This is a genomic window from Mesobacterium pallidum, from assembly GCF_019966535.1.
GTDB classification, from domain to species: domain Bacteria; phylum Pseudomonadota; class Alphaproteobacteria; order Rhodobacterales; family Rhodobacteraceae; genus Mesobacterium; species Mesobacterium pallidum.
In genome coordinates this window covers 197668-218668 of the sequence record NZ_JAIMID010000007.1, presented here as the reverse complement: position 1 = coordinate 218668, position 21001 = coordinate 197668, and the positions used below count along the sequence as shown (strand labels likewise).

Annotated in this window: 17 protein-coding genes; 10 read left to right on the top strand and 7 right to left on the bottom strand. The window is 69.0% G+C overall.

Annotated features, from left to right (window positions below; all coding sequences use genetic code 11):
• Nucleotides 1-30: 30 nt before the first annotated feature.
• Nucleotides 31-516, bottom strand: coding sequence for a hypothetical protein (locus tag MF270_RS12555; protein ID WP_238366236.1), 486 nt, complete (start codon nucleotides 514-516; stop codon nucleotides 31-33).
• Between the two features lie 102 nt (nucleotides 517-618).
• Between MF270_RS12555 and MF270_RS12550 the strand changes: the two genes are divergently transcribed.
• The 3 genes from MF270_RS12550 to MF270_RS12540 all read left to right on the top strand — a co-directional run bounded on the left by MF270_RS12550 (nucleotide 619) and on the right by MF270_RS12540 (nucleotide 4426).
• Nucleotides 619-2472, top strand: coding sequence for an ABC-F family ATP-binding cassette domain-containing protein (locus tag MF270_RS12550; protein WP_238366235.1), 1854 nt, complete (start codon nucleotides 619-621; stop codon nucleotides 2470-2472).
• A 701-nt stretch (nucleotides 2473-3173) separates the two neighbouring features.
• Nucleotides 3174-3794: a MarC family protein gene (locus MF270_RS12545; protein WP_238366234.1), complete on the top strand. Its 621-nt coding sequence runs from the start codon at nucleotides 3174-3176 to the stop codon at nucleotides 3792-3794.
• Between the two features lie 53 nt (nucleotides 3795-3847).
• A complete protein-coding gene (locus MF270_RS12540; RefSeq protein WP_238366233.1) occupies nucleotides 3848-4426 on the top strand; it encodes a retropepsin-like aspartic protease family protein in 579 nt (192 codons plus the stop codon).
• A gap of 401 nt (nucleotides 4427-4827) precedes the next feature.
• On the opposite strand, the gene MF270_RS12535 is transcribed toward MF270_RS12540, so the two are convergent.
• The 3 genes from MF270_RS12535 to MF270_RS12525 form a co-directional block, all read right to left on the bottom strand.
• A complete protein-coding gene (locus MF270_RS12535; RefSeq protein ID WP_238366232.1) occupies nucleotides 4828-5286 on the bottom strand; it encodes a DNA polymerase III subunit chi in 459 nt (152 codons plus the stop codon).
• Nucleotides 5287-5293: 7 nt separating this feature from the next.
• Nucleotides 5294-6769 carry a leucyl aminopeptidase gene (locus MF270_RS12530; RefSeq protein ID WP_238366231.1) on the bottom strand — a complete coding sequence of 492 codons (1476 nt, stop codon included), beginning with the start codon at nucleotides 6767-6769 and terminating at the stop codon, nucleotides 5294-5296.
• A gap of 136 nt (nucleotides 6770-6905) precedes the next feature.
• Nucleotides 6906-7394, bottom strand: a complete 489-nt coding sequence (locus MF270_RS12525) for a cupin domain-containing protein (protein WP_238366230.1) — start codon at nucleotides 7392-7394, stop codon at nucleotides 6906-6908.
• Nucleotides 7395-7523: 129 nt separating this feature from the next.
• Here MF270_RS12525 and lptF point away from each other — a divergent pair, with 129 nt between their 5' ends.
• From lptF to rsmA, 6 genes are all read left to right on the top strand, one after another.
• The gene (gene lptF / locus MF270_RS12520) at nucleotides 7524-8645 is read left to right on the top strand and encodes an LPS export ABC transporter permease LptF (protein WP_238366229.1); all 1122 of its coding nucleotides are present in this window, start codon (nucleotides 7524-7526) and stop codon (nucleotides 8643-8645) included.
• Nucleotides 8642-9736 carry an LPS export ABC transporter permease LptG gene (gene lptG / locus MF270_RS12515; RefSeq protein WP_238366228.1) on the top strand — a complete coding sequence of 365 codons (1095 nt, stop codon included), beginning with the start codon at nucleotides 8642-8644 and terminating at the stop codon, nucleotides 9734-9736. The genes lptF and lptG overlap by 4 nt, the downstream gene beginning before the upstream one ends.
• The gene (locus tag MF270_RS12510) at nucleotides 9736-11865 is read left to right on the top strand and encodes an LPS-assembly protein LptD (RefSeq protein ID WP_238366227.1); all 2130 of its coding nucleotides are present in this window, start codon (nucleotides 9736-9738) and stop codon (nucleotides 11863-11865) included. The genes lptG and MF270_RS12510 overlap by 1 nt, the downstream gene beginning before the upstream one ends.
• 197 nt (nucleotides 11866-12062) lie before the next feature.
• On the top strand, nucleotides 12063-13277 hold the full coding sequence (locus MF270_RS12505) for a peptidylprolyl isomerase (protein ID WP_238366226.1): 1215 nt from the start codon (nucleotides 12063-12065) through the stop codon (nucleotides 13275-13277).
• A complete protein-coding gene (gene pdxA / locus MF270_RS12500) occupies nucleotides 13274-14269 on the top strand; it encodes a 4-hydroxythreonine-4-phosphate dehydrogenase PdxA (protein WP_238366225.1) in 996 nt (331 codons plus the stop codon). Before MF270_RS12505 ends, pdxA begins: the two co-directional genes overlap by 4 nt.
• Nucleotides 14270-14370: 101 nt before the next feature.
• On the top strand, nucleotides 14371-15213 hold the full coding sequence (gene rsmA, locus MF270_RS12495) for a 16S rRNA (adenine(1518)-N(6)/adenine(1519)-N(6))-dimethyltransferase RsmA (protein WP_238366224.1): 843 nt from the start codon (nucleotides 14371-14373) through the stop codon (nucleotides 15211-15213).
• 111 nt (nucleotides 15214-15324) lie between these two features.
• On the opposite strand, the gene MF270_RS12490 is transcribed toward rsmA, so the two are convergent.
• The 3 genes from MF270_RS12490 to prfA all read right to left on the bottom strand — a co-directional run bounded on the left by MF270_RS12490 (nucleotide 15325) and on the right by prfA (nucleotide 18137).
• A complete protein-coding gene (locus tag MF270_RS12490) occupies nucleotides 15325-16008 on the bottom strand; it encodes a DUF4167 domain-containing protein (protein WP_238366223.1) in 684 nt (227 codons plus the stop codon).
• Nucleotides 16009-16251: 243 nt separating this feature from the next.
• Complete coding sequence (prmC, locus tag MF270_RS12485) at nucleotides 16252-17085, bottom strand: peptide chain release factor N(5)-glutamine methyltransferase (RefSeq protein ID WP_238366222.1); 834 nt, start codon at nucleotides 17083-17085, stop codon at nucleotides 16252-16254.
• Complete coding sequence (prfA, locus tag MF270_RS12480; protein WP_238366221.1) at nucleotides 17082-18137, bottom strand: peptide chain release factor 1; 1056 nt, start codon at nucleotides 18135-18137, stop codon at nucleotides 17082-17084. Before prfA ends, prmC begins: the two co-directional genes overlap by 4 nt.
• 133 nt (nucleotides 18138-18270) lie before the next feature.
• On the opposite strand from prfA, the gene MF270_RS12475 reads away from it, so the two are divergent.
• The gene (locus MF270_RS12475) at nucleotides 18271-20739 is read left to right on the top strand and encodes a penicillin acylase family protein (RefSeq protein WP_238366220.1); all 2469 of its coding nucleotides are present in this window, start codon (nucleotides 18271-18273) and stop codon (nucleotides 20737-20739) included.
• Nucleotides 20740-21001: the final 262 nt, after the last annotated feature.

Sequence of the window (21001 nt, the reverse complement as noted above, 5' to 3'; positions counted from 1 at the left end):
AGCGTGCCGGCCGATCGGCCTTGAAACCTGTCACTCTTCGGTTTCAATCGGCTTGAAGGTCGCCTCGATATAGGCCGGGTAGGCCCATTCGTCCTTTTCGATCGCCATGCCGGCGGTCACCGCGCCAAGGATCAGCCCCACCGGCGAGGCGCCGGCCACCACGACCCCGTCAAGCGTCGGCGCCGCGACCACGCGGTCGGTCTGATCGCTGTACTGGCAGGTCACCACGGCCTGCGACGGCCGCCCGGCGACGCGCGGCAGGCGCATTTGCACCGGCGTCGTGATCTTGGCCGTGAACTCGCCCGAGTCGATCGTGCAGGGCACCCCCGACAGTTCTTTGCGAGTATCCGCCTCGACGACAAAGCTGCGCAGAACAGTATCCGACAGGCCGGTGACACGTTCTGGCGCCAGTGCGGGCTTGCGCGTCACGTCCACGACGGGCTGGGTGATCTGGGCCATTTCGCAGCCCGCAAGAACAGGGCCGGCCAAGGCCAGCGTCGAAAATTTGTAAACCATTGGAATTGTTCCCCTTTTAAATCGCGACGTGTGTGGCATGCCGGGCGGACGGGGTCAACATGCGCTCTGGCGTGTCGCCGAACCCTCTGGTACTGCGGCGCCATGCTGCGGATCGACGACATCTCTTATTCCATCGAGGGCCGCCCTTTGTTCGAGGGCGCCAGTGCAACCATTCCCACGGGCCACAAGGTCGGGCTCGTGGGTCGCAACGGCGCGGGCAAGACCACGCTGTTCAAGCTGATCCGGGGCGAGCTGCACCTGGACGGCGGCAAGATCGAACTGCCCAGCCGCGCCCGCGTGGGCGGCGTCGCGCAAGAGGTGCCGTCGTCCGATGTCTCGCTGCTGGACACCGTGCTGGCCGCCGACACCGAGCGGGCCGCGCTGCTGGCCGAGGCCGAGACCGCCACCGATGCCACCCGCATCGCCGATATCCAGACGCGGCTGGCCGATATCGACGCCTGGTCGGCCGAGGGGCGTGCGAGCTCGATCCTCAAGGGCCTCGGCTTTGACGAGGGGCAGCAGCATGAACCCTGTTCAGCGTTTTCCGGCGGCTGGCGGATGCGCGTGGCGCTGGCCGGTGTGCTCTTTGCCCAGCCCGACCTGCTGCTGCTGGACGAGCCGACCAACTACCTCGACCTCGAAGGCGCGCTGTGGCTGGAAAGCTATCTCGCGCGTTACCCGCATACGGTCATCATCATCAGCCACGACCGCGGCCTTCTGAACCGCGCCGTCGGCAGCATCCTGCATCTCGACGACCGCAAGCTGACCTTCTACCAGGGCCCCTACGACCAGTTCGCCCGCCAACGGGCCGAGCGCGCCGCGCAGCTGGTCGCGGCCGCCCGCAAGCAGGCCGAGCGGACGGCGCATCTGCAAAGTTTCGTCGACCGCTTCCGCGCCAAAGCCTCCAAGGCCAAGCAGGCCCAGTCGCGCCTCAAGATGATCGAAAAGATGCAGCCCATCGCCACCCCCGAACAGGTGGCCCGCCGCGTCTTTACCTTCCCCGAGCCCGAAGAGCTGTCGCCCCCGATCATCCGGGTCGAGGGCGGTGTGGTCGGCTACGACGGCCGCGCGGTGCTGCAAAAGCTCGATCTGCGGATCGACCAGGACGACCGCATCGCGCTCTTGGGCCGCAACGGCCAGGGCAAGTCGACCCTCGCCAAGCTGCTCAGCGACCGGCTGACGCTGATGGAGGGGCGGATCCACCGCTCGACCAAGCTGCGGATCGGCTTCTTCGCCCAGCACCAGGTGGACGAGCTGCACATCGACGAGACGCCCCTGCAGCACCTGCAACGCGAACGCCCCGACACGCCGCCCGCCAAGCTGCGCGCGCGGCTTGCCGGGTTCGGGTTGATGGCCGAGCAGGTCGAGACCGCCGTCGGGCGCCTCTCGGGCGGGCAGAAGGCGCGGCTCTCACTGCTGCTGGCGACGCTGGACGCGCCGCACCTCTTGATCCTCGACGAGCCGACCAACCACCTCGACATCGAAAGCCGCGAGGCGCTGGTCGAGGCGCTGACCGCCTATTCCGGCGCGGTGATCCTGGTCAGCCACGACATGCACCTGCTGGGGCTGGTGGCCGACCGGCTGTGGCTGGTGTCGAACGGCGGCGTCACGCCCTATGACGACGATCTCGACGCTTATCGCAAGATGCTGCTCTCGGCGGAAAAACCGTCCAGGCAGGCTGACAAGCCGGCTCCGCCCAAGCGCGCCAGACCCTCGCGCGAGGCGGTCCTGGCCCTGCGCCAGGACGTGCGCAAATGCGAGGAACGCGTCGGCAAGCTGAACGAGATGCGCGACAAGCTGGCCTCCAAGCTGGCCGATCCGGGCCTTTACGAGGACGACAAGGTCGGCGAGCTTGAGGTCTGGAACCGCAAGTACGCCGAAGTGATGGAGGCGCTGGACCGCGCCGAGGCACTCTGGATGGCCGCGCTGGAAAAACTGGAAACGGCCGAAGCCTGAGCCGGAACCTCTCGGAGGGCCCCGCGATCGTCCCGGACCCGGGGCGGCGCAGTCACCGTGGCCCACGGCGACAGCGATCAGATCGGGCGTCGGCCGCGCGCTCTGCTCTCTGCGCCACGGCCGGCGCAGCCCGCGTGTCCCTCTGCCAAAAACCTCCAAGTACCTGCCGGCACGCCTTGGCCCCGCGAGTCGGCCGCGGGTCAAGGATGGCCCGCCTGCGGGCCACCGCTTCGCGGCGCGAGGCGTCCTTGCGGCGCGAGCGACTCGCCCCACGATCAATGAGGCGTGTTCAGGGGCACAGCTGCCCGTGAACCGCTTCTCGGCACATGCGCCACACCTCGCCGTCAGGCGCGGCACCAGATGAGAGGCTCCCCGGACCATCAACTGCCAACAATCAAGGCCAGACAACGCGGGAGATACCCGGCGCCTATCACGCGCATTTCCAACCGCGCGTTGCCCAAGCCTCCCATCACTCTCACCGGCTCCCAGGCCTTCCAGGGCGGGGGCGCGGGGGGCGCAGCCCCCCGCCCGGGTCGGATCGCAACGCGATCCGAAACCAGACCCTTGCACACACCGCCCCGCTCATCCGGGCGGCGGCGCAGCCGCCGCCCGCCGGTCGGATCGCGCAGCGATCCGAAACACCCGGCGGACGCCCCATCCGCCCTTGCCTCTTGCCGCCGACCCGGTCACTTTCACCACCGATGACACTCGATTTCTACATCACCGCCTTCGTGACGCTCTTCGTCGTGATCGACCCGATCGGCCTGACGCCGCTTTTCGTCGCGCTGACCCAGGGCGCCAGCCACGCGCATCGTCGCGCCGTGGCCCTGCGCGCCTGTGCCATCTCGCTCGCGGTGCTCGCCGCCTTCGCGCTTTTCGGAGAGGCCCTTCTCGGCTTTGTCGGCATCTCGATGTCCGCCTTCCGCATCGCCGGCGGCATCCTGCTGTTCCTCACCGCGCTCGACATGCTGTTCGAACGGCGCCAGCAGCGGCGCGAGGACCAGGCGAGTGACGAGGGCGCCCATCCCGATCCGTCGGTCTTTCCCATCGCCATACCGCTGATCGCCGGGCCGGGCGCCATCGCCTCGGTCATCCTGCTGGCCGGGCAGAACCCCGGCCTCGTCGGCCTTGCCGCGACCCTGGGCGTGGCGGCGACGGTGATCGGCGTCGCGCTGGCGCTGTTCCTCGCTTCGGGCCTCCTGGAACGCGCACTTGGCGCGACCGGCATCAACGTGGTGACGCGCCTGCTGGGCATGCTTCTGGCCGCGCTCTCGGTACAGTTCGTTCTCGAGGGTCTTCGCAATTTCGGCATCGCCTCGTGACATGCGGGGTCCCGCGCCCCATATGACCGGGTGAGAGCACGGGGGAATTCGACATGTCGTCCATGGACATGGGCCAACTGACCTACCTTCTGATCCTGGGCGCGGCGCTGGTGGGCTGGCTCCTGCTGCAGGGCCGCTCGCGGATCGGGCGGATGCTGCAACAGGCCGCCGCCTGGGGGCTGATCTTCGTCGGGGTCGTCGCGGCCATCGGCATGTGGGAGGACATTCGCACCACCGTGCAGCCGCAGGCCGCCTCGTCGGTCGTGACCGGCGACAGTATCGAGGTGCCGCGCGGCTATGACGGGCACTACCACCTGACGCTCGACGTGAACGGCGTGCCGATCCCCTTCATGGTGGATACCGGCGCCTCGACCGTGGTGCTGACCCAGGCCGATGCCGCCCGGGTCGGGCTGCACCCCGAGGACCTGAACTTCTACGACCGCGCCAACACCGCCAACGGCCAGATCGCCACCGCGCCGGTGCGGCTCGACAGCATCGGCCCGTTCGGCGACCGGAATTTCCGCGCCTGGGTCAACGGCGGCGAGATGCAGACCTCGCTCCTGGGCATGTCCTACCTGCAGCGGTTCTCCGAGGTGCGGATCGCCGAGGGCAAGATGGTCCTCGTACGCTAGCGCCTGGTGCGGGCGGAGGAGTGAGGGGCCAGCCCCCTCGCGCCAAAGGCGCGGCAACTGACATGCCTCCCCGGAGTTTGGGGCACAATGAAGAGCGGATCGGGGCGCCCCTGCTTTCATTATTCCACAAATACTCTCGCCGAAGGCCTTCGCGCGCTGGCGCGAACCGAGGGGCGATGCCCCTCGCACCGAAGGCGCAGCACGCAAGAGCGGGGGGCGCTGCCCCTCGCGCCGAAGGCGCGGCACGCAAGAGCGGGGGCGTTGCCCCTCGCGCCGAAGGCGCGGCACCCAAGAGCGGGGGCGTTGCCCCTCGCGCCGAAGGCGCGGCACCCATTGGTCGAGGGGCGATGCACCCCGCGCGCCCCGGGATATTTCGGGCAAGATTACGGGGCGCAGCGCGATCAGCGCTCGGCTTTCAATTCCCAGCGGCCCGAGTCCTCGGACCAGTATTGCGCCGAGCAGCCGGCATCGACGTAGGATTTCCATTGGCCGCGCGCATGCTGCACGGCGCGGTCGTCGGTGCCGTCGAAGAGGATGCAGCCCCGTTCCAGCGGGGTCAGCTCGTCCGGTGCGATCTCGGCGCCGTGGATCGCCATGATGCAGGTCGGCGCATTGGCGGCCGGTTCTCCGGCGGTCAGCAGAACCGGTTGCATCCGGTCATGCGGCCCACCGGCGCGGCCATGGGGGAGGAAGTCGTCCTCCGGGCCGCGCCAGAGCGCCGCGTCGAGGCGGTCCATTGCGCCGGCGTCGCGGCCCCGGATCTCGACCCGCCAGCCGCGCTGCAGGGACAGGCCCAGCAGTTTCGGCAGGGTCTGCTCCAGCGGGCCGCGCGTCAGGTGGTAGAAATAGACCGCCCCCATGGCGCGCTCAGCCCTCGTAACCGTCCGCGATCAGCCGGTTCAGCGCCAGCACGCCCCAGCCCGAGGCCCCTTTGGGCGCGAAGGTCGCGGCGCCCGAATGGGTCGCGACCCCGGCGATGTCGAGGTGCATCCAGGGCACGTCGTCCTTGACGAAGCGCTTCAGGAACTGCGCCGCGGTGATGGACCCCGCCGCCCGGCCGCCAACGTTCTTCATGTCGGCTTTCGGCGACTTGATCAGGTCGTCATAGGCCTGGCCCATGGGCAGGCGCCAGACGCCCTCGCCCTCGGTGGCGGCGGCCTTTTCAAAGCTCTTCCACAGCTCGTCCGAATTGGAAAACGCACCCGCATGGTCATGCCCCAGCGCGATGATCATGGCACCCGTGAGGGTGGCGAGGTTGATCATGCCCACCGGCTGGAACGTCTCCTGCGCATACCAAAGCACGTCGGCCAGCACGAGCCGCCCCTCGGCGTCGGTGTTGATGACCTCGATCGTGTCGCCCTTCATCGACTTGACGATGTCGCCCGGGCGGGTGGCATTGCCCGAGGGCATGTTCTCGACCAGCCCGACCAAGCCCACGACATTGGCCTTGGCCTTGCGCAGCGCCAGCGCGCGCATGACGCCGGCCACGACGCCCGCGCCGCCCATGTCCATGGTCATGTCTTCCATGCCGGCGGCCGGCTTCAGCGAGATGCCGCCGGTGTCGAAGACGACGCCCTTGCCGACCAGCGCAAAGGGGGCCGCGTCCTTCTCGCCGCCATTCCATTCCATGATCGCCAGCTTGGAGGGGCTCTCGGACCCCTGCCCGACGCAAAGCAGCGAGCCCATGCCGAGCTTTTCCATGTCGGCCTCTTCCAGCACCGTGACCTTGAGGCCGAGGCTCTCCATGTCCTTGATCCGCTGGGCGAATTCGGTGGTGGTCAGCACGTTGGCGGGCTCGTTCACCAGGTCGCGGGTAAAGAAGACACCGTCGACCAGCGCCGAAAGCGGCGCATAGTCCGCCGTCATGTCCTCGGGCTTGCCGGTCATCACCGTCACGCCGCCGACCTCGGGCGCCTCCTCGGGCGCCGATTTGCGCGCGTCGAAGTCGTAGCCGCGCAGGGCGATGCCAAAGGCGATCTCGGCCGCGTGGCGCGCAGGCCCCGCCAGCACCAGCAGCGGCCCCTTGCCCCGCAGCTTGCCCAGGTTCGCCCCGGCCTTGCGCGCGTCTTCGATGGTCGAGCGGCGGTTGAGCCGGACCACATCCACCGCCTCGGCCGCCATGCCGGTGGGCCAGGCAAGCGAGATCACCTCGCCCTGCTTCATCTTGGCGGCCTTGTCCGAGGCGGCAAACCGCGCCAGCGCCCCACGCATCACCCGGTTCACGCGGCTCGCCTCGCGCCCCAGTGCGCAATCCTCGCCCAGAAAGACCGCCACGCGGCCGCTGGTGTCGGCGATGGCCTCGAGATCGACGTCGACGAAGGTGATGTCTGCGGGGGTGGTCATGCGGAATGCTCCTTGGGCTGGGCCGTTCGGGGCGAAAGTAGCGCCCGGGCGGGCGGAAGGCCAGAGGCGCGGCGCAAGGCGTCACAGTCCCCGCAAGCGACGCCGTCCGGGCACGCAGTGCCCGTCGGATAAGCGGCTATTTCTTGCCCACGCCCTGCGGATAGGTGATCGCGTCCATGTCGACGATCTCGGTGGGCAGCCCGTCGTGGCGGTGGATGCGCTTGCGTTGACGGGTGTATTCGCCAACGTCATGCGGCAGGCGCTGGCCGATCACGAGGCAGCGCAGCACCTCGCTGCCGGTGTTCTTCATGGAATGCGGCAGGCCCCGCTTGCGGTATCCGATGAAATCGCCGGGGCCGACCTCGTGCGGATCCTCGCCGATCCAGACCGTGGCGGAGCCGGACAGGATATAGACGCATTCGTCCTCGTGGTAATGCACGTGGTGTTCGGTCGACTCGTCCCCGGGCTGCACTTCGATCAGATGCACGCCCAGACCCGTCAGGCCAGTGAGGTCCCCAAGCGATTTGTTCAGCCGCTTGCCCGCCGGGTTCAGGAAATGCGTCTTGGCCAGCCCCTCCATCCGGTCGATCTCGGCTGCGGTGACGATGTAGGGCGTGTCGGTCATGGGGGTCTCCTGCGTTGGCCCTGGCAGGCTATTCCCCGCCCACGGGGCGCGCAATCGCGGTTTTCCATGGCGATTTAATCCGATATGGTCCGCGCCAATGTAAGACACAAGATATGGGCCGGGGGGCACGTGGCGAGATTCGACAGATACCTGCTGTCGCAGCTTTTGGTGCTGTTCGGGTTCTTCGCGCTCGTGCTGATCTCTGTCTACTGGGTCAACCGGGCGGTCGTGCTGTTCGACCAGTTGATCGCCGACGGCCATTCGGCCCGCGTCTTTCTCGAGTTCTCGGCCCTGTCGCTGCCGCCGGTGATCGCGCAGGTGCTGCCGATGTCGGCCTTTGCCGGGGCGGTCTACGTGACCAACCGGCTGAGCGCGGACAGCGAGTTGACGGTCATGCAGGCCACCGGCTTCAGCCCCTGGCGGCTGGCGCGGCCCGTCCTCTACTACGGGCTGATCGTGGCTCTGATGATGACGCTGCTCACGCATCTGCTGGTGCCCGCCAGCGTCAAGCAGCTGCGCGAGCGCGAGGTCGAGATCTCGGCCTCCGTCTCGGCCCGCCTCTTGCGCGAGGGCACGTTCCTGCACCCGGCCAGCGGTGTGACACTGTTCATCCGCGCCATCACGCCCGAGGGCGAGTTGCAGGACATCTACCTCGCCGACCGCCGCAACCCCGACCGCCCCGTCACCTACACGGCCGAGCGTGCCTACCTCGTGCGCGAGGACGGCGCGACGCAGATGGTCATGGTCAACGGCCAGGCACAGAGGCTCGACCGCGACCGGCAAAGCTTGTCGCTGACCGAGTTCGCGGATTACTCGCAGGATATCTCGACCCTGATCGAGGTCGGCCGCACCCTGCGCCCGCGCCTCAGCTTCTTGCCCACCTTCGCGCTGCTGGCCGACCCCGAGGGGATGGCCGAGATCGCCCGGTCCACCCCTGCCAAGGTGCTCGAGGAAGCGCATCAGCGCTTTGCACAGCCGCTGCTGTGCCTCTGCGCGGCGCTGATTGGTTTTGCAGCCTTGCAGACCGGGGGCTTTTCGCGCTTTGGCCTGGCGCGGCAGATCGTCTTTGCGATCCTGCTGCTGGTCTTCATCAAGATGGTCGAAAGTGCGGTCACCGGCCCGGTGCGCGACAACGCGGCGCTTTGGCCGCTGGTCTACACGCCCGTGGTCGCCGGGTTGCTGATCGCCTGGGTGCTGCTCTGGCGCGCCGCACGGCCACGGCGCCTGCGCCCGCAGGGGGCGCCCGCATGATCCTGCACTATTACTACGCCCGGCGGTTCCTGTTCTTCTTCCTCACCGTCGCGGGCGTGCTCACCGGCTTCCAGGTGCTCATCGACCTGGTCGAGCAGATCCGCCGCCACGGCCCCGAGGTGAGTTTCGGCGAAAAGCTGCAGCTGACCCTGCTGAACGCGCCGGACGGGATCTACCAGATCCTGCCCTTGATCATGATCCTGGCCTCCATCGCGCTCTTCGTTTCGCTGTCGCGCTCGTCCGAGCTGGTGGTGACCCGCGCCGCCGGCCGCCCCGCGCTGGCCGCGCTGATGGCGCCGGTCGCCGTGGCCGCGCTGATCGGCGTGCAGGCCGTGGCCATGGGCAACCCGATCGTGGCCGCGACCTCCAAGCGCTACCAGGACCTGAACGAGCTCTACCGCTCCGGCGCCAGCTCGGTCGTGTCGGTGGGGCGCGACGGGCTCTGGCTGCGCCAGGGCGACGCCACCGGCCAGACGGTGATCCGCGCCTCGGGGGCCAATTCGGACGCCACGACGCTCTACGACGTGACCTTCGTCACCTACGAGACCGGACGCGGCCCCGTGCGCCGGATCGAAGCGGCCGAGGCGAGCCTGACCCAGGGCGCCTGGACCCTGACGAGTGCCCGCGCCTGGGCGCTGCAATCGGGCCGCTCGCCCGACGAGACGGCCGAGGATTTCGCCACGATCGACCTGCCCTCGACCCTCACGCAGGAGGGCATCCGCGACAGTTTCGGCAAGCCCTCCTTCATCCCGGTCTGGGACCTGCCCGCCTTTGTCACCCAGATGGAGGAGGCCGGCTTTTCCGCCCGCCGCTATGCCGTCTGGTTCCAGATCGAACTGGCCCGGCCGCTGTTCCTGGTGGCCATGGTGATGATCGGCGCGGCCTTCACCATGGGCCATTCGCGCTTTGGCCGCACCGGGCTGATGGTGCTGCTGGCGGTGATGCTGGGCTTTGGCCTGTATTACGTGCGCAACTTCGCGCAGATCCTGGGCGAGAACGGGCAGCTTGACGCCCGCTTCGCCGCCTGGGCGCCGGCGGTCGCGTCGATCCTGCTGGCGCTTGGCCTGATCCTGCACAAGGAGGACGGCTGATGCGGTGGCTTCTCGCGCTGATCCTGTCGCTCACGGCCTTCGCCGCCACGGCGCAGGACGGCCCCGCCCTGCTGGTCGCCGACGTGGTGCGCACCGATGGCGACGTTCTTGTCGCCGAGGGCAATGTGCAGGCGCTTTACGACGGGGCCACGCTGACCGCCACGCGCATCACCTATGACGCCGCGACCGAGGTGCTGACCATCGAGGGGCCGCTGCGGCTCGAGGACGGTGGCAACGTGATCCTGCTGGCGGACAGCGCCGAGCTGGACCGCGATTTCCGCAATGGCCTCCTGCGGTCGGCCCGGATGGTGCTGGACGAACAACTCCAGCTGGCGGCCGTGCGCGCCGACCGGGTGAACGGGCGCTACACGCAGCTGACGCGGGCGGCGGTCACCTCGTGCCAGGTCTGCGGGCCGAACGACGTGCCGCTCTGGCAGATCCGCGCGCGCCGGGTGATCCACGACCAGGCCGAGCGGCAGATCTACATCGACCAGGCGGTGCTGGAACTGGGCGGCGTGCCGGTCTTCTACCTGCCCCGCCTGCGCCTGCCCGATCCGACGCTCGAACGCGCGCAGGGCTTCCTGGTGCCCGAGCTGACGTCGTCGTCGCAGCTGGGGCTGGGGCTGAAGCTGCCCTATTTCATCCCCATCGGCGACCACCAGGACGTGACGCTGATCCCGCATGTGTCGCGCGCCACGCGGACGCTGGGGTTCCGCTATCGCCGCGCCTTTGCCCGGGGCGGGCTCGAGGTGAACGGCGCAGTCAGCCAGGACGACCTCGGGGACGACGCGCTGCGCGGTTACCTCTTTGCCGATGCCGAGTTGGGGCTGGGCCGTGACTGGCAGCTTGAATTCCATGCCGAGATGGTGACCGACGACAGCTACCTGTCGGACTACGACGTCTCCTCGACCGACCGGCTGGAAAGCCGGCTGGTGCTCAGCCGCACCCGGCGCCTGTCCTATACCGAGGCCGCGCTTTACCATTTCGAGTCGCTGCGCGATGGCGAGACCAACGCGACCCAGCCGACCATCGCCGGGGACCTGGTCTACGAGACGCGCCACCACCCCGCGCGCCTGGGCGGAGAGCTGCGGCTGGGCCTCGAGACCCACAGCCACTATCGCTATTCCGACAGCCCGGTGGACGGGCCCGACGACGACCTGATCCCAGACGGCCGCGACGTGGCGCGCACCACGGTGCAGGCCGACTGGCGGCGGCGCTGGACGCTGGGGCCGGGCCTGCGGCTGGGCGCGCAGACCGGGATCGCGGTGGATGCCTTCACCATCCGGCAGGACGCCGCGGCCGAGGGGCGCACGCTGCACGTCACCCCCATGGCCGCGCTCGAGCTGCGCTACCCGCTGGTGCGCACGGGGGCCAGCGGCGCGCGCCACCTGCTCGAGCCGATGGCGCAGCTGGCCTTTGTCGGCGGCAGTCGTGGCGACCAGCCCAACGATGAAAGCACCCGGGTCGAGTTCGACCAGGGCAATCTGCTGGCGTTGTCGCGCTTTCCCGCGCCCGACCGGCGCGAGCACGGGCTGATGGGCGCGGTGGGGCTGCGCTGGACACGCCACGCCCCCGGCGGCTGGAGCGCGGGCTTGACCTTTGGCCAGGTCTTCCGGTCCGAGGCGGACGCGGCGTTTTCCCGCAGCTCTGGGCTGGGCGAGACCAGCTCGGACCTCCTGGTGGCCGGGCAGCTCAAGCTGCAGAACGGGCTGTCGCTGACCGGGCGCGGGCTGATGGCGCTGGACAGCGGTGTCACCAAGGCCGAGGCACGGGCCGCCTGGTCGGGCAAGAAGATCGACCTCGCGGCCGCGTTCCTGCTGCTCAAGACCGACCTCGACGAGGACCGCCCGAGGCGCGTGTCGGAATGGAGTTTCGACACCGGCTACCGCTTTGCCCCCAGCTGGACCGCGACGGCCCAGGCCCGCTACGACCTCGCCACCGACCGGCTGGCGCGCGCGGGCGTGGGGCTGGAATACAGCAACGAATGCATCGCGGTCGATTTCTCGGCACGGCGGAAATACGCCCGCACCGGCAGCGACGAGACCGACACGACCTACGGGCTGACCGTCGCGCTCAAGGGCTTTTCGACCGGCGGCTCGGCCTCGGACGTGCGGCGGGTGTGCCGATGAGCCGACAGATTTTTCTGACGAAAAATCTGCGGTGGCCTCCCGCGACATTCGGGCGACAGGCCGCCCAGGATCCTTCGTCAGAAGGATCTTGGGCCCCGGGCCACGGCGCGCTCTGGACCCGGGCCGATGCGCCTTGTAAACCTGCCCCAGAGCAGTCGGGCCGCCCCGTGCCCGAAAGACACCGAAGGGAGCCCCCCATGCGCAAGCTTTGTCTCTTGATCGCGGCCGCCATGCTGGCCTGCGTCCAGGCCGCCACGGCGCAGGGGCTGTTCGGCCCGGTTGTCACCGTCAACGGCCGCGCCGTCACCGGCTACGAGCTCGAACAGCGCGCCCGCTTCCTGCAACTGCTGAACGCCCCCGGCAACCCAAAGGAGCTGGCCCGCACCCAGCTGATCGAGGACCGTCTCAAGATGGACGAGGCCGCCCGCGTCGGGCTCGTCGTCTCGGAAGAGGAGATCACCGAGGGCATGGCCGAATTCGCGGGCCGCGCCAATCTCGAAACCGCCGATTTCATCCGCGCCCTGTCGCAGGGCGGCGTGGACGAAGAGACCTTCCGCGACTTCATCACCTCGGGCGTGGCCTGGCGCGTGCTGGTGCGCGAACGGTTCCGTGGCCAGGCCGAGATCTCGGACAGCGAGGTCGACCGCGCCGTCTCGGGCGCCTCGGGCGGCTCGAACGTCCGCGTGCTGCTGTCGGAAATCATCATGCCCGCCCCGCCGCCGCAGGCCCAGGCGGTCATGGCGCGCGCCCAGACCATCGCACAGACCCGCTCGACCGCCGAGTTCTCGGCCTATGCGCGGCAATACTCCGCCACCGCCAGCCGCGGCGCCGGCGGCCAGTTGCCCTGGCAGAACCTCACCGACCTGCCGCCGCAGCTGCGCCCGCTGATCGTCGGCCTTGCCCCGGGCGAAGTCACCGACCCGCTGCCGATCCCCAATGCCGTCGCCCTGTTCCAGCTGCGCGCGATCGAGGAAACCGCCTATTCTGCGCCCGACTATGCCGCCATCGAATACGCCGCCCTGCTGCTGCCCGGCGGGCGCAGCGATGCGACCCTGGCCGAGGCGCGGCGCATCGCCGACAGCGTCGACCGCTGCGATGACCTTTACGGCATCAACAAGGGCCGGCCCGATGAGCTCTTGATCCGCGAAAGCAAGGACCCGGCCGAGGTGCCGCAGGACATCGCCACGCAGATCTCGTCGCTCGACGCGGGCGAGGTGTCCTACGGGCTCACCCGGCCGACCTCTGCCGGCGACGCGTTGGTACTGGTCATGCTCTGCGGCCGCACCCCGGCCATCGCCGAGGATGCCGACCGCGACCAGATCGCGCTTGGCCTGCGCAACCAGCGCCTTGCCGCGCTGGCCGATGGCTACCTGGCCAACCTCCGGGCCCGCGCCCGGATCATCGAGAAATGACCGACCCCGCCCCGGCGCCCCTGCTGCTGACCTGTGGCGAACCGGCCGGGATCGGACCGGAGTTGGCCGAGAAGGCATGGGACGCGCTGGGGGCCGCCCTGCCCTTTGCCCTGCTGGGCGATCCGCGCCACCTGCCCGGCCGCGTGCCGCATGCGGTGATTGCGCATCCGTCTGAGGCGGCTGAGGTCGCCCCCCGCGCCCTGCCCGTCCTCGCCCACGAATTTGCCGGCGATGCCCAGCCCGGCCGCCCCGATCCGGCAAATGCGCAGGGTGTGATCGACGTGATCGCCCGCGCCGTTGATCTTGTGCAAAGCGGCGCGGCCGGCGGCATCTGCACCCTGCCGATCCACAAGCAGGCGCTGCAGGACGGTGCCGGCTTTGCCTACCCGGGCCATACCGAATACCTCGCGGCTCTGGCGGGCGGGGTGGAGGTCGTGATGATGCTCGCCTCGGACCAGCTGAGGGTGGTGCCGGCGACGATCCACATCGCGCTGAGCGAGGTGCCCGCGCGGCTGACGCCCGAGCTGCTGGAAAGCGTGATCCGCGTGACCCATGCCGGGCTGATCCGCGATTTCGGGATTTCAGACCCCCGCCTTGCCGTCGCCGGGCTGAACCCCCACGCGGGCGAAGGCGGCAAGATGGGCATGGAAGAGATCACGCGGATCGCCCCGCTGCTGGACCGGCTGCGCGGCGAAGGGCTGCGCCTCGCCGGGCCGCTCTCGGCCGACACGATGTTCCACGCCGCCGCCCGCGCCCGCTATGACGCGGCGATTGCCATGTACCACGACCAGGCGCTGATCCCGATCAAGACGCTGGATTTCGACCGCGGGGTGAACGTGACGCTGGGGCTGCCCTTCGTGCGCACCTCGCCCGATCATGGCACGGCCTTCGACATCGCCGGGCGCGGCGAGGCGAATGTCTCGTCCACGCTGGAGGCGTTGAAGATGGCTGGGCGGATGGTGCGCGCCCGGGCGGGCGTTGGCGCGAACTGAGAATACGGGACCGGGGGCCAGCCCCCGGACCCCCGAGGTATTTTGGAAACAATGAAGGGCTGGGGGCGGCGCGCCGCACTGAGGTCCGTGGACTGGGTAAAATGGCGCAGATAGACGGGTTGCCGCCGCTTCGCGAGGTGATCGCGCAGCATGAGCTTAGCGCCAAGAAGGCGCTGGGGCAGAACTTTCTGTTGGATTTGAACCTGACCGCGCGGATCGCGCGGGTGGCGGGGGATCTGTCCGGGTCGGACGTGCTCGAGATCGGGCCGGGGCCCGGGGGGCTGACGCGCGGGCTGCTGGCCGAGGGCGCGCGCAAGGTGCTGGCGATCGAGAAGGATTCGCGCTGCCTGCCCGCCCTGGCCGAGATCGCGGCGGCCTATCCCGGGCGGCTCGAGGTGATCGAGGGGGACGCGCTGAAGGTCGATCCGCTGGCGCACCTGACCCCGCCGATCCGGGTGGCGGCCAACCTGCCCTACAACGTGGGCACCGAGCTTTTGGTGCGCTGGCTGACGCCGGACGCGTGGCCGCCGTACTGGCAAAGCCTCACGCTGATGTTCCAGCGCGAGGTGGCCGAGAGGATCGTGGCGACGCCGGGGTCCAAGGCTTACGGGCGGCTCGCCCTGCTGGCGCAATGGCGCTGCGAGGCGCGGATCGCGCTGAGCCTGCCGCCCGAGGCCTTCAGCCCGCCGCCCAAGGTGTCCTCGGCCGTGGTGCACCTGACCGCCCTGCCCGCGCCCCGGTTCGAGGCCGATCCCAAGGTGCTGGAGCGGGTCGTGGCCGCCGCCTTCAACCAGCGGCGCAAGATGCTGCGCGCCGCGCTCAAGGGCGTGGCGCCCGATATCGAGGACCGCCTGCGGGCCGCCGGCATCCAGCCCACCGAGCGGGCCGAACAGGTATCGCTCGAGGCGTTCTGCGCCCTGGCGCGCGAGGTGGCCAAGGGCTGAACCCGTGCGGCCCCTGCGCGCTCCGGTCGCCGCCGACCTGGCCTCTGCCTGATCCGCCAACGACAAAGGGCCCCGACTGGGGGCCCTTTTTCTTTGCCAGAACGGCTTTGATCACTCAGCCGCTTCGGGGGCGTCGCCACTGCTTGCGGGGGCCGCGGCCTCTTCGGTCTTGGGCGCGGCTTTCTTGCGGGGCGTCGTGCGGCGGGCGCGCGGCTTCTTGGCCGGCGGCTCTTCGGAGACGAAGACCGGCTCGTCCTCGCGCGCCTTGGCCTCGGCCTTGTTCTCGGGCGTTTCGACCAGGCCGCTGTCGTCCGAGCTGTCCGAGGCGCCAAGATCCAGCACGTCGGGCTGGTCCTGCGCGGCAGGATCGTTGACCTGCTCGTCGTCGCGCGACTTGTCCTGCCGGCCGCGGCTGCGCTGGGGCTGACCGCCTTCGGGCTGGGACGCGTTGTCCTGCCGGTCGTTGCGGTCCGACCGATCGCGGTCGCGTTCGGCCTGGCGCTCGCGGTTCTGCCGCTCCTGCTCTTCGCGCTTGGCGTCGATCTCGCGCTGCGCCTCGCTCAGCAGCCGCAGGTAATGTTCCGCGTGCTGCTGGAAGTTCTCGGTCGCGACACGGTCATTGGCCAGCTGCGCGTCGCGCGCCAGCTGGTTGTACTTGTCTATGATCTGCTGCGGCGTGCCGCGCACCTTGCCTTCGGGCCCCGAGCTGTCGAACACCCGGTTGATGACATTTGCGCCCGTTGATTGGCGATTGCGGTTCGATTTCGACCGCGAACGTGATTTCGAGGATCTCATGCGTTCAGCTATCCAGCCTTGACTGTCCGTTTGGACCCGAGTTGCGCGTTGAGCGCCATCGCCTGTTTCGGATCCCGATATTTGTGGCTTGGCGTCGAACGGGACCGCCCAAAGGCATCCACCGTATCGACAGGTTTCAGAAAACACGTCACGGGCTTCATTACAAGCGGATTGTGCGCATTTTCCCGGAACCGATGCGGATTTTAACGGTTTTCCGCCGATAAGCCCCGGTTGTCCACAGGGTCAGAGCGGCGCGCGGCCGCAAACCACCCGATCATGGCCCGAAAGGTCGGGCAGGATCACCACCCGGCCCAGCCGCGCCCGGTGGAACATGGCCGCGACGGCATCGCCCTGGGTCGCCCCGATCTCGACCACCAGCCGGCCGCCGGGGACCAGGTGGCGCGGCGCCTCGGCCAGGATCGTGCGATAGGCGGAAAGGCCATCGCCCTCGTCCGTGAGGGCAAGGCGCGGTTCGTGGTCGCGCACCTCGGGGGCGAGGCCCGGCATCTCGCCAAGGGCGATATAGGGCGGGTTCGCCACGATCAGGTCGAATTGACCCGAGACCTGCGCGAACCAGTCCGATTGCCGGAAATCCACCCGCGCCTGCACGCCGTTGCGGATCGCGTTGGCGGATGCCACCAGCAGAGCGTCGCCCGACAGGTCGATGCCGATGCCGCGCGCGGCGGGCTCCTCGGCCAGCAAGGTCACGAGGATGCAGCCCGAGCCGGTGCCCAGGTCCAGCACCTGCTCGAAGGGTTCAGCCAGGGCGCATTCGATCAGCAGCTCGGTTTCGGGGCGCGGGTCCAGCACCTGTTCGTTCACCAGGAACTTGCGCCCGTAGAACTCGCGCTCTCCGACCAGTTGCGACACGGGCGTGCGGGCGGCCCGGGCCGCCACCAGCCGTTCGAAATTGCCCACCACGTCCTCGGTCAGCTCGTCGGGGGCGATGAGCGCGACGCGGCTGGCCTCGATCCGGGCGGCATGGGCCAGCAGCCGGCGCGCATCGCGCGCGGCTTCGGTCACGCCGGCGGCGCGCAGCCGCGCGATCGCCTGTTGCAGCGCCTGAGCTGCGGTCATGTCCCCATCTCCGCCATCAACGCCGCCTGTGCATCCGCGGTCAGCGCGTCGATCACCTCGTCCAGGTCTCCCTGCATGACCTGATCGAGTTTATAAATCGTCAATCCGATGCGGTGATCGGTCAGGCGGCCCTGGGGAAAGTTGTACGTCCGGATGCGTTCGCTGCGATCGCCGGACCCGACCTGCCCCTTGCGCGCGGCAGAGCGTTCGTCGTGGGCCTTCTGCCGCTCGGCATCATAAAGCCGCGCGCGCAGCACCTGCATGGCGATCTCGCGGTTGCGGTGCTGGGATTTCTCGGAGCTTGTCACCACGATTCCGCTGGGCAGGTGGGTGATCCGCACGGCCGAGTCGGTCGTGTTCACGTGCTGCCCGCCCGCGCCCGAGCTGCGCATCGTGTCGATCCGCAGGTCGTTCGGGTCGATCTGGATGTCGACCTCCTGCGCCTCGGGCAGCACGGCGACCGTGGCGGCCGAGGTATGGATGCGCCCGCCCGATTCCGTTTCGGGCACGCGCTGGACGCGGTGCACGCCGGATTCGTACTTGAGCCGTGCAAAGACGTTTTCGCCGGTCACATGGGCCACGACTTCCTTGATGCCGCCCAGCTCGGTCTGGCTTTCCTCGACGATCTCGAATTTCCAGCCGCGCGCCTCGCAATAGCGCTGGTACATGCGCAGAAGATCGCCCGCAAAGAGCGCCGCCTCCTCCCCGCCCGTCCCCGGCCGGATCTCGATCATCGCCGGGCGCACATCCGCCGCGTCCTTGGGCAACAGCGCGATCTGCAACGCCTTTTCCATCCCCGGCAGGCGCGCCTTGAGGCTGGGCAGCTCTTCCTCGGCCAGCGCCTTCATCTCGGGGTCCGAGAGCATCTCCTGCGCTTCGGCCATGTCCGACAGCAATTGCCGATAGGCGGCAATCTGGTCCACCACCGGCTTCAGCCCGGCATATTCCCGCGCAAGCTCGGCGATCTCGCCGGCGCCCGAGACGTCATTCATCTTCGCTTCCAGGTACTGGAAACGGTCCACGATCCGGTCAAGTTTCTCTTCGGGCACCATCCGGGCTGTGTCCCCGATCCGCGCTCACCCGTCAAGATGCCGCGATCCGGCCGCAAAAGCCGTTTGAGACACCGCGCCCTTTTTGCTAGGACAAACGCCAACCGCCGGGCAAAGGCGCAGAACGGAGACGACCATGGCCCTGATCTTCCGCTGGCTCGTGCGGCTGGTCTCGCTTGCGCTGGTGCTGGTCGTCCTGGGGGTCGCGACGGTCTATTACCTCGCCTCGCGCTCGCTGCCCGACTACAACCGGACGGTCGCGCTGCCGGGCCTTGGCGCCGAGGTCGAGATCGTCCGCGACAATGCCAACGTGCCGCATATTTTCGGGCAAAGCGACGCAGACGTGTTCTTTGGCCTCGGCTATGCCCATGCGACGGACCGGCTGTGGCAGATGATCGTGCTGCGGCGCACGGTGCAGGGGCGCCTGTCCGAGGTCTTCGGCACCCGGACGGTCGAGACGGACAAGCTGCTGCGGCGGCTCGATCTTTACGGCCATGCGCAGCGGTCGGTTTCGGCCCAGTCGCCCGAGGCGATGGCGGCGCTGACCGCCTATGCGCGCGGCATCAACGCGCGGATCGCCGAGATCAACCGCGACAGCCTGGGCCGCGGCGCGCCGGAGCTGTTCCTCTTCAACCAGCCGATGGCGCCCTGGCAGCCGGCGGATTCGCTGGCCATCATCAAGCTGATGGCGCTGCAGATGGCCGGCCATGTCGACCAGGAGGTTCTGCGCGCGCGCCTGTCGCTGCTCTTGCCCGACGACGCCCGGCTGCGCGACATCCTGCCCGAGTCGCCCGGCCCCGGTGTCGCCGCCCTGCCCGAATACGCCGAACTGGTGCCGGGCGAGATGCAGCATCGCCTCGCCAGCCTGCCCCGCGGCCATCGCGGGGCGCTTGACCCGGTGCCGGGGCCCGGCATGCAGGGCGCCTCGAACGCCTGGGCCGCGGCCCCGGCCCGCTCGGCCGCCGGCGGCACGCTCTTGGCCAATGACCCTCACTTGGGCTTTTCGGCCCCGTCGATCTGGTACCTCGCCCGGATCGAACTGCAGGGCGGCGGCGTGATCGGCGGCACCATCCCGGGCCTGCCGGTGATCCTGACCGGCCGGTCCGAGCGGCTGGGCTGGGGCCTCACCTCGGCCTATCTCGACGACCAGGACGTGTTCATCGAAGAGGTGAACCCCGAAAACCCCGAAGAATACCGCACGCCCACAGGCTGGAAGCGCTTCACCACCCGCCGCTCGATCATCGAGATCCGCGAAAGTGCGCCCATTACCGTCACCCTGCGCTGGACCGACAATGGCCCGGTGCTGCCCGGCACCGAATGGCGGCTGGGCGAGATCACGCCGCGCGGCCACGTCGCGGCGCTGGGGTGGACGGCGCTGGTGGATGGCGATGCGTCCTACACGGCCGCGTTCAACCTGATGCAGGCCAGCAGCATCGACGGCGCGCTGAACGCCGGGGCCGATTTCGTGGCGCCCGCGATGAACCTGACCGTGGCGGACGAGACGCGCATCGCGCTCAAGACCATCGGGCGGATGCCGCGCCGGGCGGATGGCAAGCAGGGGCTGGGCCGCGTGCCGTCGCTGGGTGCCAATGCCGCCAACCGCTGGGACGGGGCGTTCCCCTATTCCGCCAACCCCGAGTTCATCGAGCCGCTGGGCGGCATCGTCGGCAATACCAACAACAAGGTGGTCGACCGCCCCTACCCGCTGCACCTGTCCTTCCACTGGGGCGACACCCAGCGGGTGCGGCGCTGGCAGCGGCTGATGCAGTCGCGGCAGGTGCATACGCGGAATTCCTTCATCGAAACGCAGCTGGACACGGTCAGTTTCGCCGCCCGGTCGCTGCTGCCGCTGGTGGGCGCCGACCTGTGGTTCACCGGCGAGGCCGCGCCCGACGGCACCCCCGCCCGCCGCCGGCAGGAGGCGCTGGCGCTGCTGGCCGACTGGAACGGCGAGATGAACGAGCACATGCCCGAGCCGCTGATCTACGCCGCCTGGATGCGCGCCCTGCAAGAGCGGCTGATCCGCGACGAGATCGGCCCGCTGGCGGACGAGTTCACCCATGTCGAGCCGCTCTTCATCGAGCGGGTCTACCGCGACGTAGAGGGCGCGGCGGTCTGGTGCGACGTGATCCAGTCGGCACCGGTCGAGACCTGCACCGACATCGCGCGGCTCGCGCTGGACGATGCGCTGGTCTGGATCGACGAGACCTATGGCACCCGGCTGGATTCGTTGCGCTGGGGCGATGCGCACCAGGCGACCCATGACCACCCGGTTCTGGGCAAGGTGCCGCTGCTGCGGTACTTCGTGAACATCCGGCAAAGCACCTCGGGCGGCGATTTCACACTGCTGCGCGGGGTCAGTCGCGGCGAGGGGCCGAACCCGTTCGAGAACGTGCATGGCGCGGGCTATCGCGGGGTCTACGACTTCGCCGACCCGGATTCGTCGGTCTTCGTCATCTCGACCGGGCAGTCGGGGCATTTCCTGTCGCGCCATTACGACAATCTCGGGCAGCTGTGGCGGCGCGGGGAATACGTGCCGATGTCGCTCGACCCGGACCTCGCGCGCGCCGGGGCCGTGGGCGAGATGTGGCTGGTGCCGGAGTAGGCCGGGCGATGGTGGGGTGGAACCCCACCCGACGGTGGACGCTCCGCCGGCGGGGCAATGGTGGGGTGGAACCCCACCCTACGGAGAGATGACAGCCGCCGGGCAGCGGTGGGGTGAAACCCCACCCTACGCAGGGGTGGCAACGGCCGGGTCAAGGTGTGGCGAAACCCCACCTTATCGCTGAGCTGCGCACGTATGTGAAGGATGGAGTTTCACCGCACCATCCCTGCCCTCGCAACGCGCGGCAGTCGGTGTAGGGTGG

Coding starts and splice junctions, on each gene's coding strand:
- MF270_RS12555 (WP_238366236.1), bottom strand. CDS start 516: ATGGTTTACAAATTTTCGACGCTGGCCTTGGCCGGCCCTGTTCTTGCG.
- MF270_RS12550 (WP_238366235.1), top strand. CDS start 619: ATGCTGCGGATCGACGACATCTCTTATTCCATCGAGGGCCGCCCTTTG.
- MF270_RS12545 (WP_238366234.1), top strand. CDS start 3,174: ATGACACTCGATTTCTACATCACCGCCTTCGTGACGCTCTTCGTCGTG.
- MF270_RS12540 (WP_238366233.1), top strand. CDS start 3,848: ATGTCGTCCATGGACATGGGCCAACTGACCTACCTTCTGATCCTGGGC.
- MF270_RS12535 (WP_238366232.1), bottom strand. CDS start 5,286: ATGGGGGCGGTCTATTTCTACCACCTGACGCGCGGCCCGCTGGAGCAG.
- MF270_RS12530 (WP_238366231.1), bottom strand. CDS start 6,769: ATGACCACCCCCGCAGACATCACCTTCGTCGACGTCGATCTCGAGGCC.
- MF270_RS12525 (WP_238366230.1), bottom strand. CDS start 7,394: ATGACCGACACGCCCTACATCGTCACCGCAGCCGAGATCGACCGGATG.
- lptG (WP_238366228.1), top strand. CDS start 8,642: ATGATCCTGCACTATTACTACGCCCGGCGGTTCCTGTTCTTCTTCCTC.
- MF270_RS12510 (WP_238366227.1), top strand. CDS start 9,736: ATGCGGTGGCTTCTCGCGCTGATCCTGTCGCTCACGGCCTTCGCCGCC.
- MF270_RS12505 (WP_238366226.1), top strand. CDS start 12,063: ATGCGCAAGCTTTGTCTCTTGATCGCGGCCGCCATGCTGGCCTGCGTC.
- pdxA (WP_238366225.1), top strand. CDS start 13,274: ATGACCGACCCCGCCCCGGCGCCCCTGCTGCTGACCTGTGGCGAACCG.
- rsmA (WP_238366224.1), top strand. CDS start 14,371: ATGGCGCAGATAGACGGGTTGCCGCCGCTTCGCGAGGTGATCGCGCAG.
- MF270_RS12490 (WP_238366223.1), bottom strand. CDS start 16,008: ATGAGATCCTCGAAATCACGTTCGCGGTCGAAATCGAACCGCAATCGC.
- prmC (WP_238366222.1), bottom strand. CDS start 17,085: ATGACCGCAGCTCAGGCGCTGCAACAGGCGATCGCGCGGCTGCGCGCC.
- prfA (WP_238366221.1), bottom strand. CDS start 18,137: ATGGTGCCCGAAGAGAAACTTGACCGGATCGTGGACCGTTTCCAGTAC.
- MF270_RS12475 (WP_238366220.1), top strand. CDS start 18,271: ATGGCCCTGATCTTCCGCTGGCTCGTGCGGCTGGTCTCGCTTGCGCTG.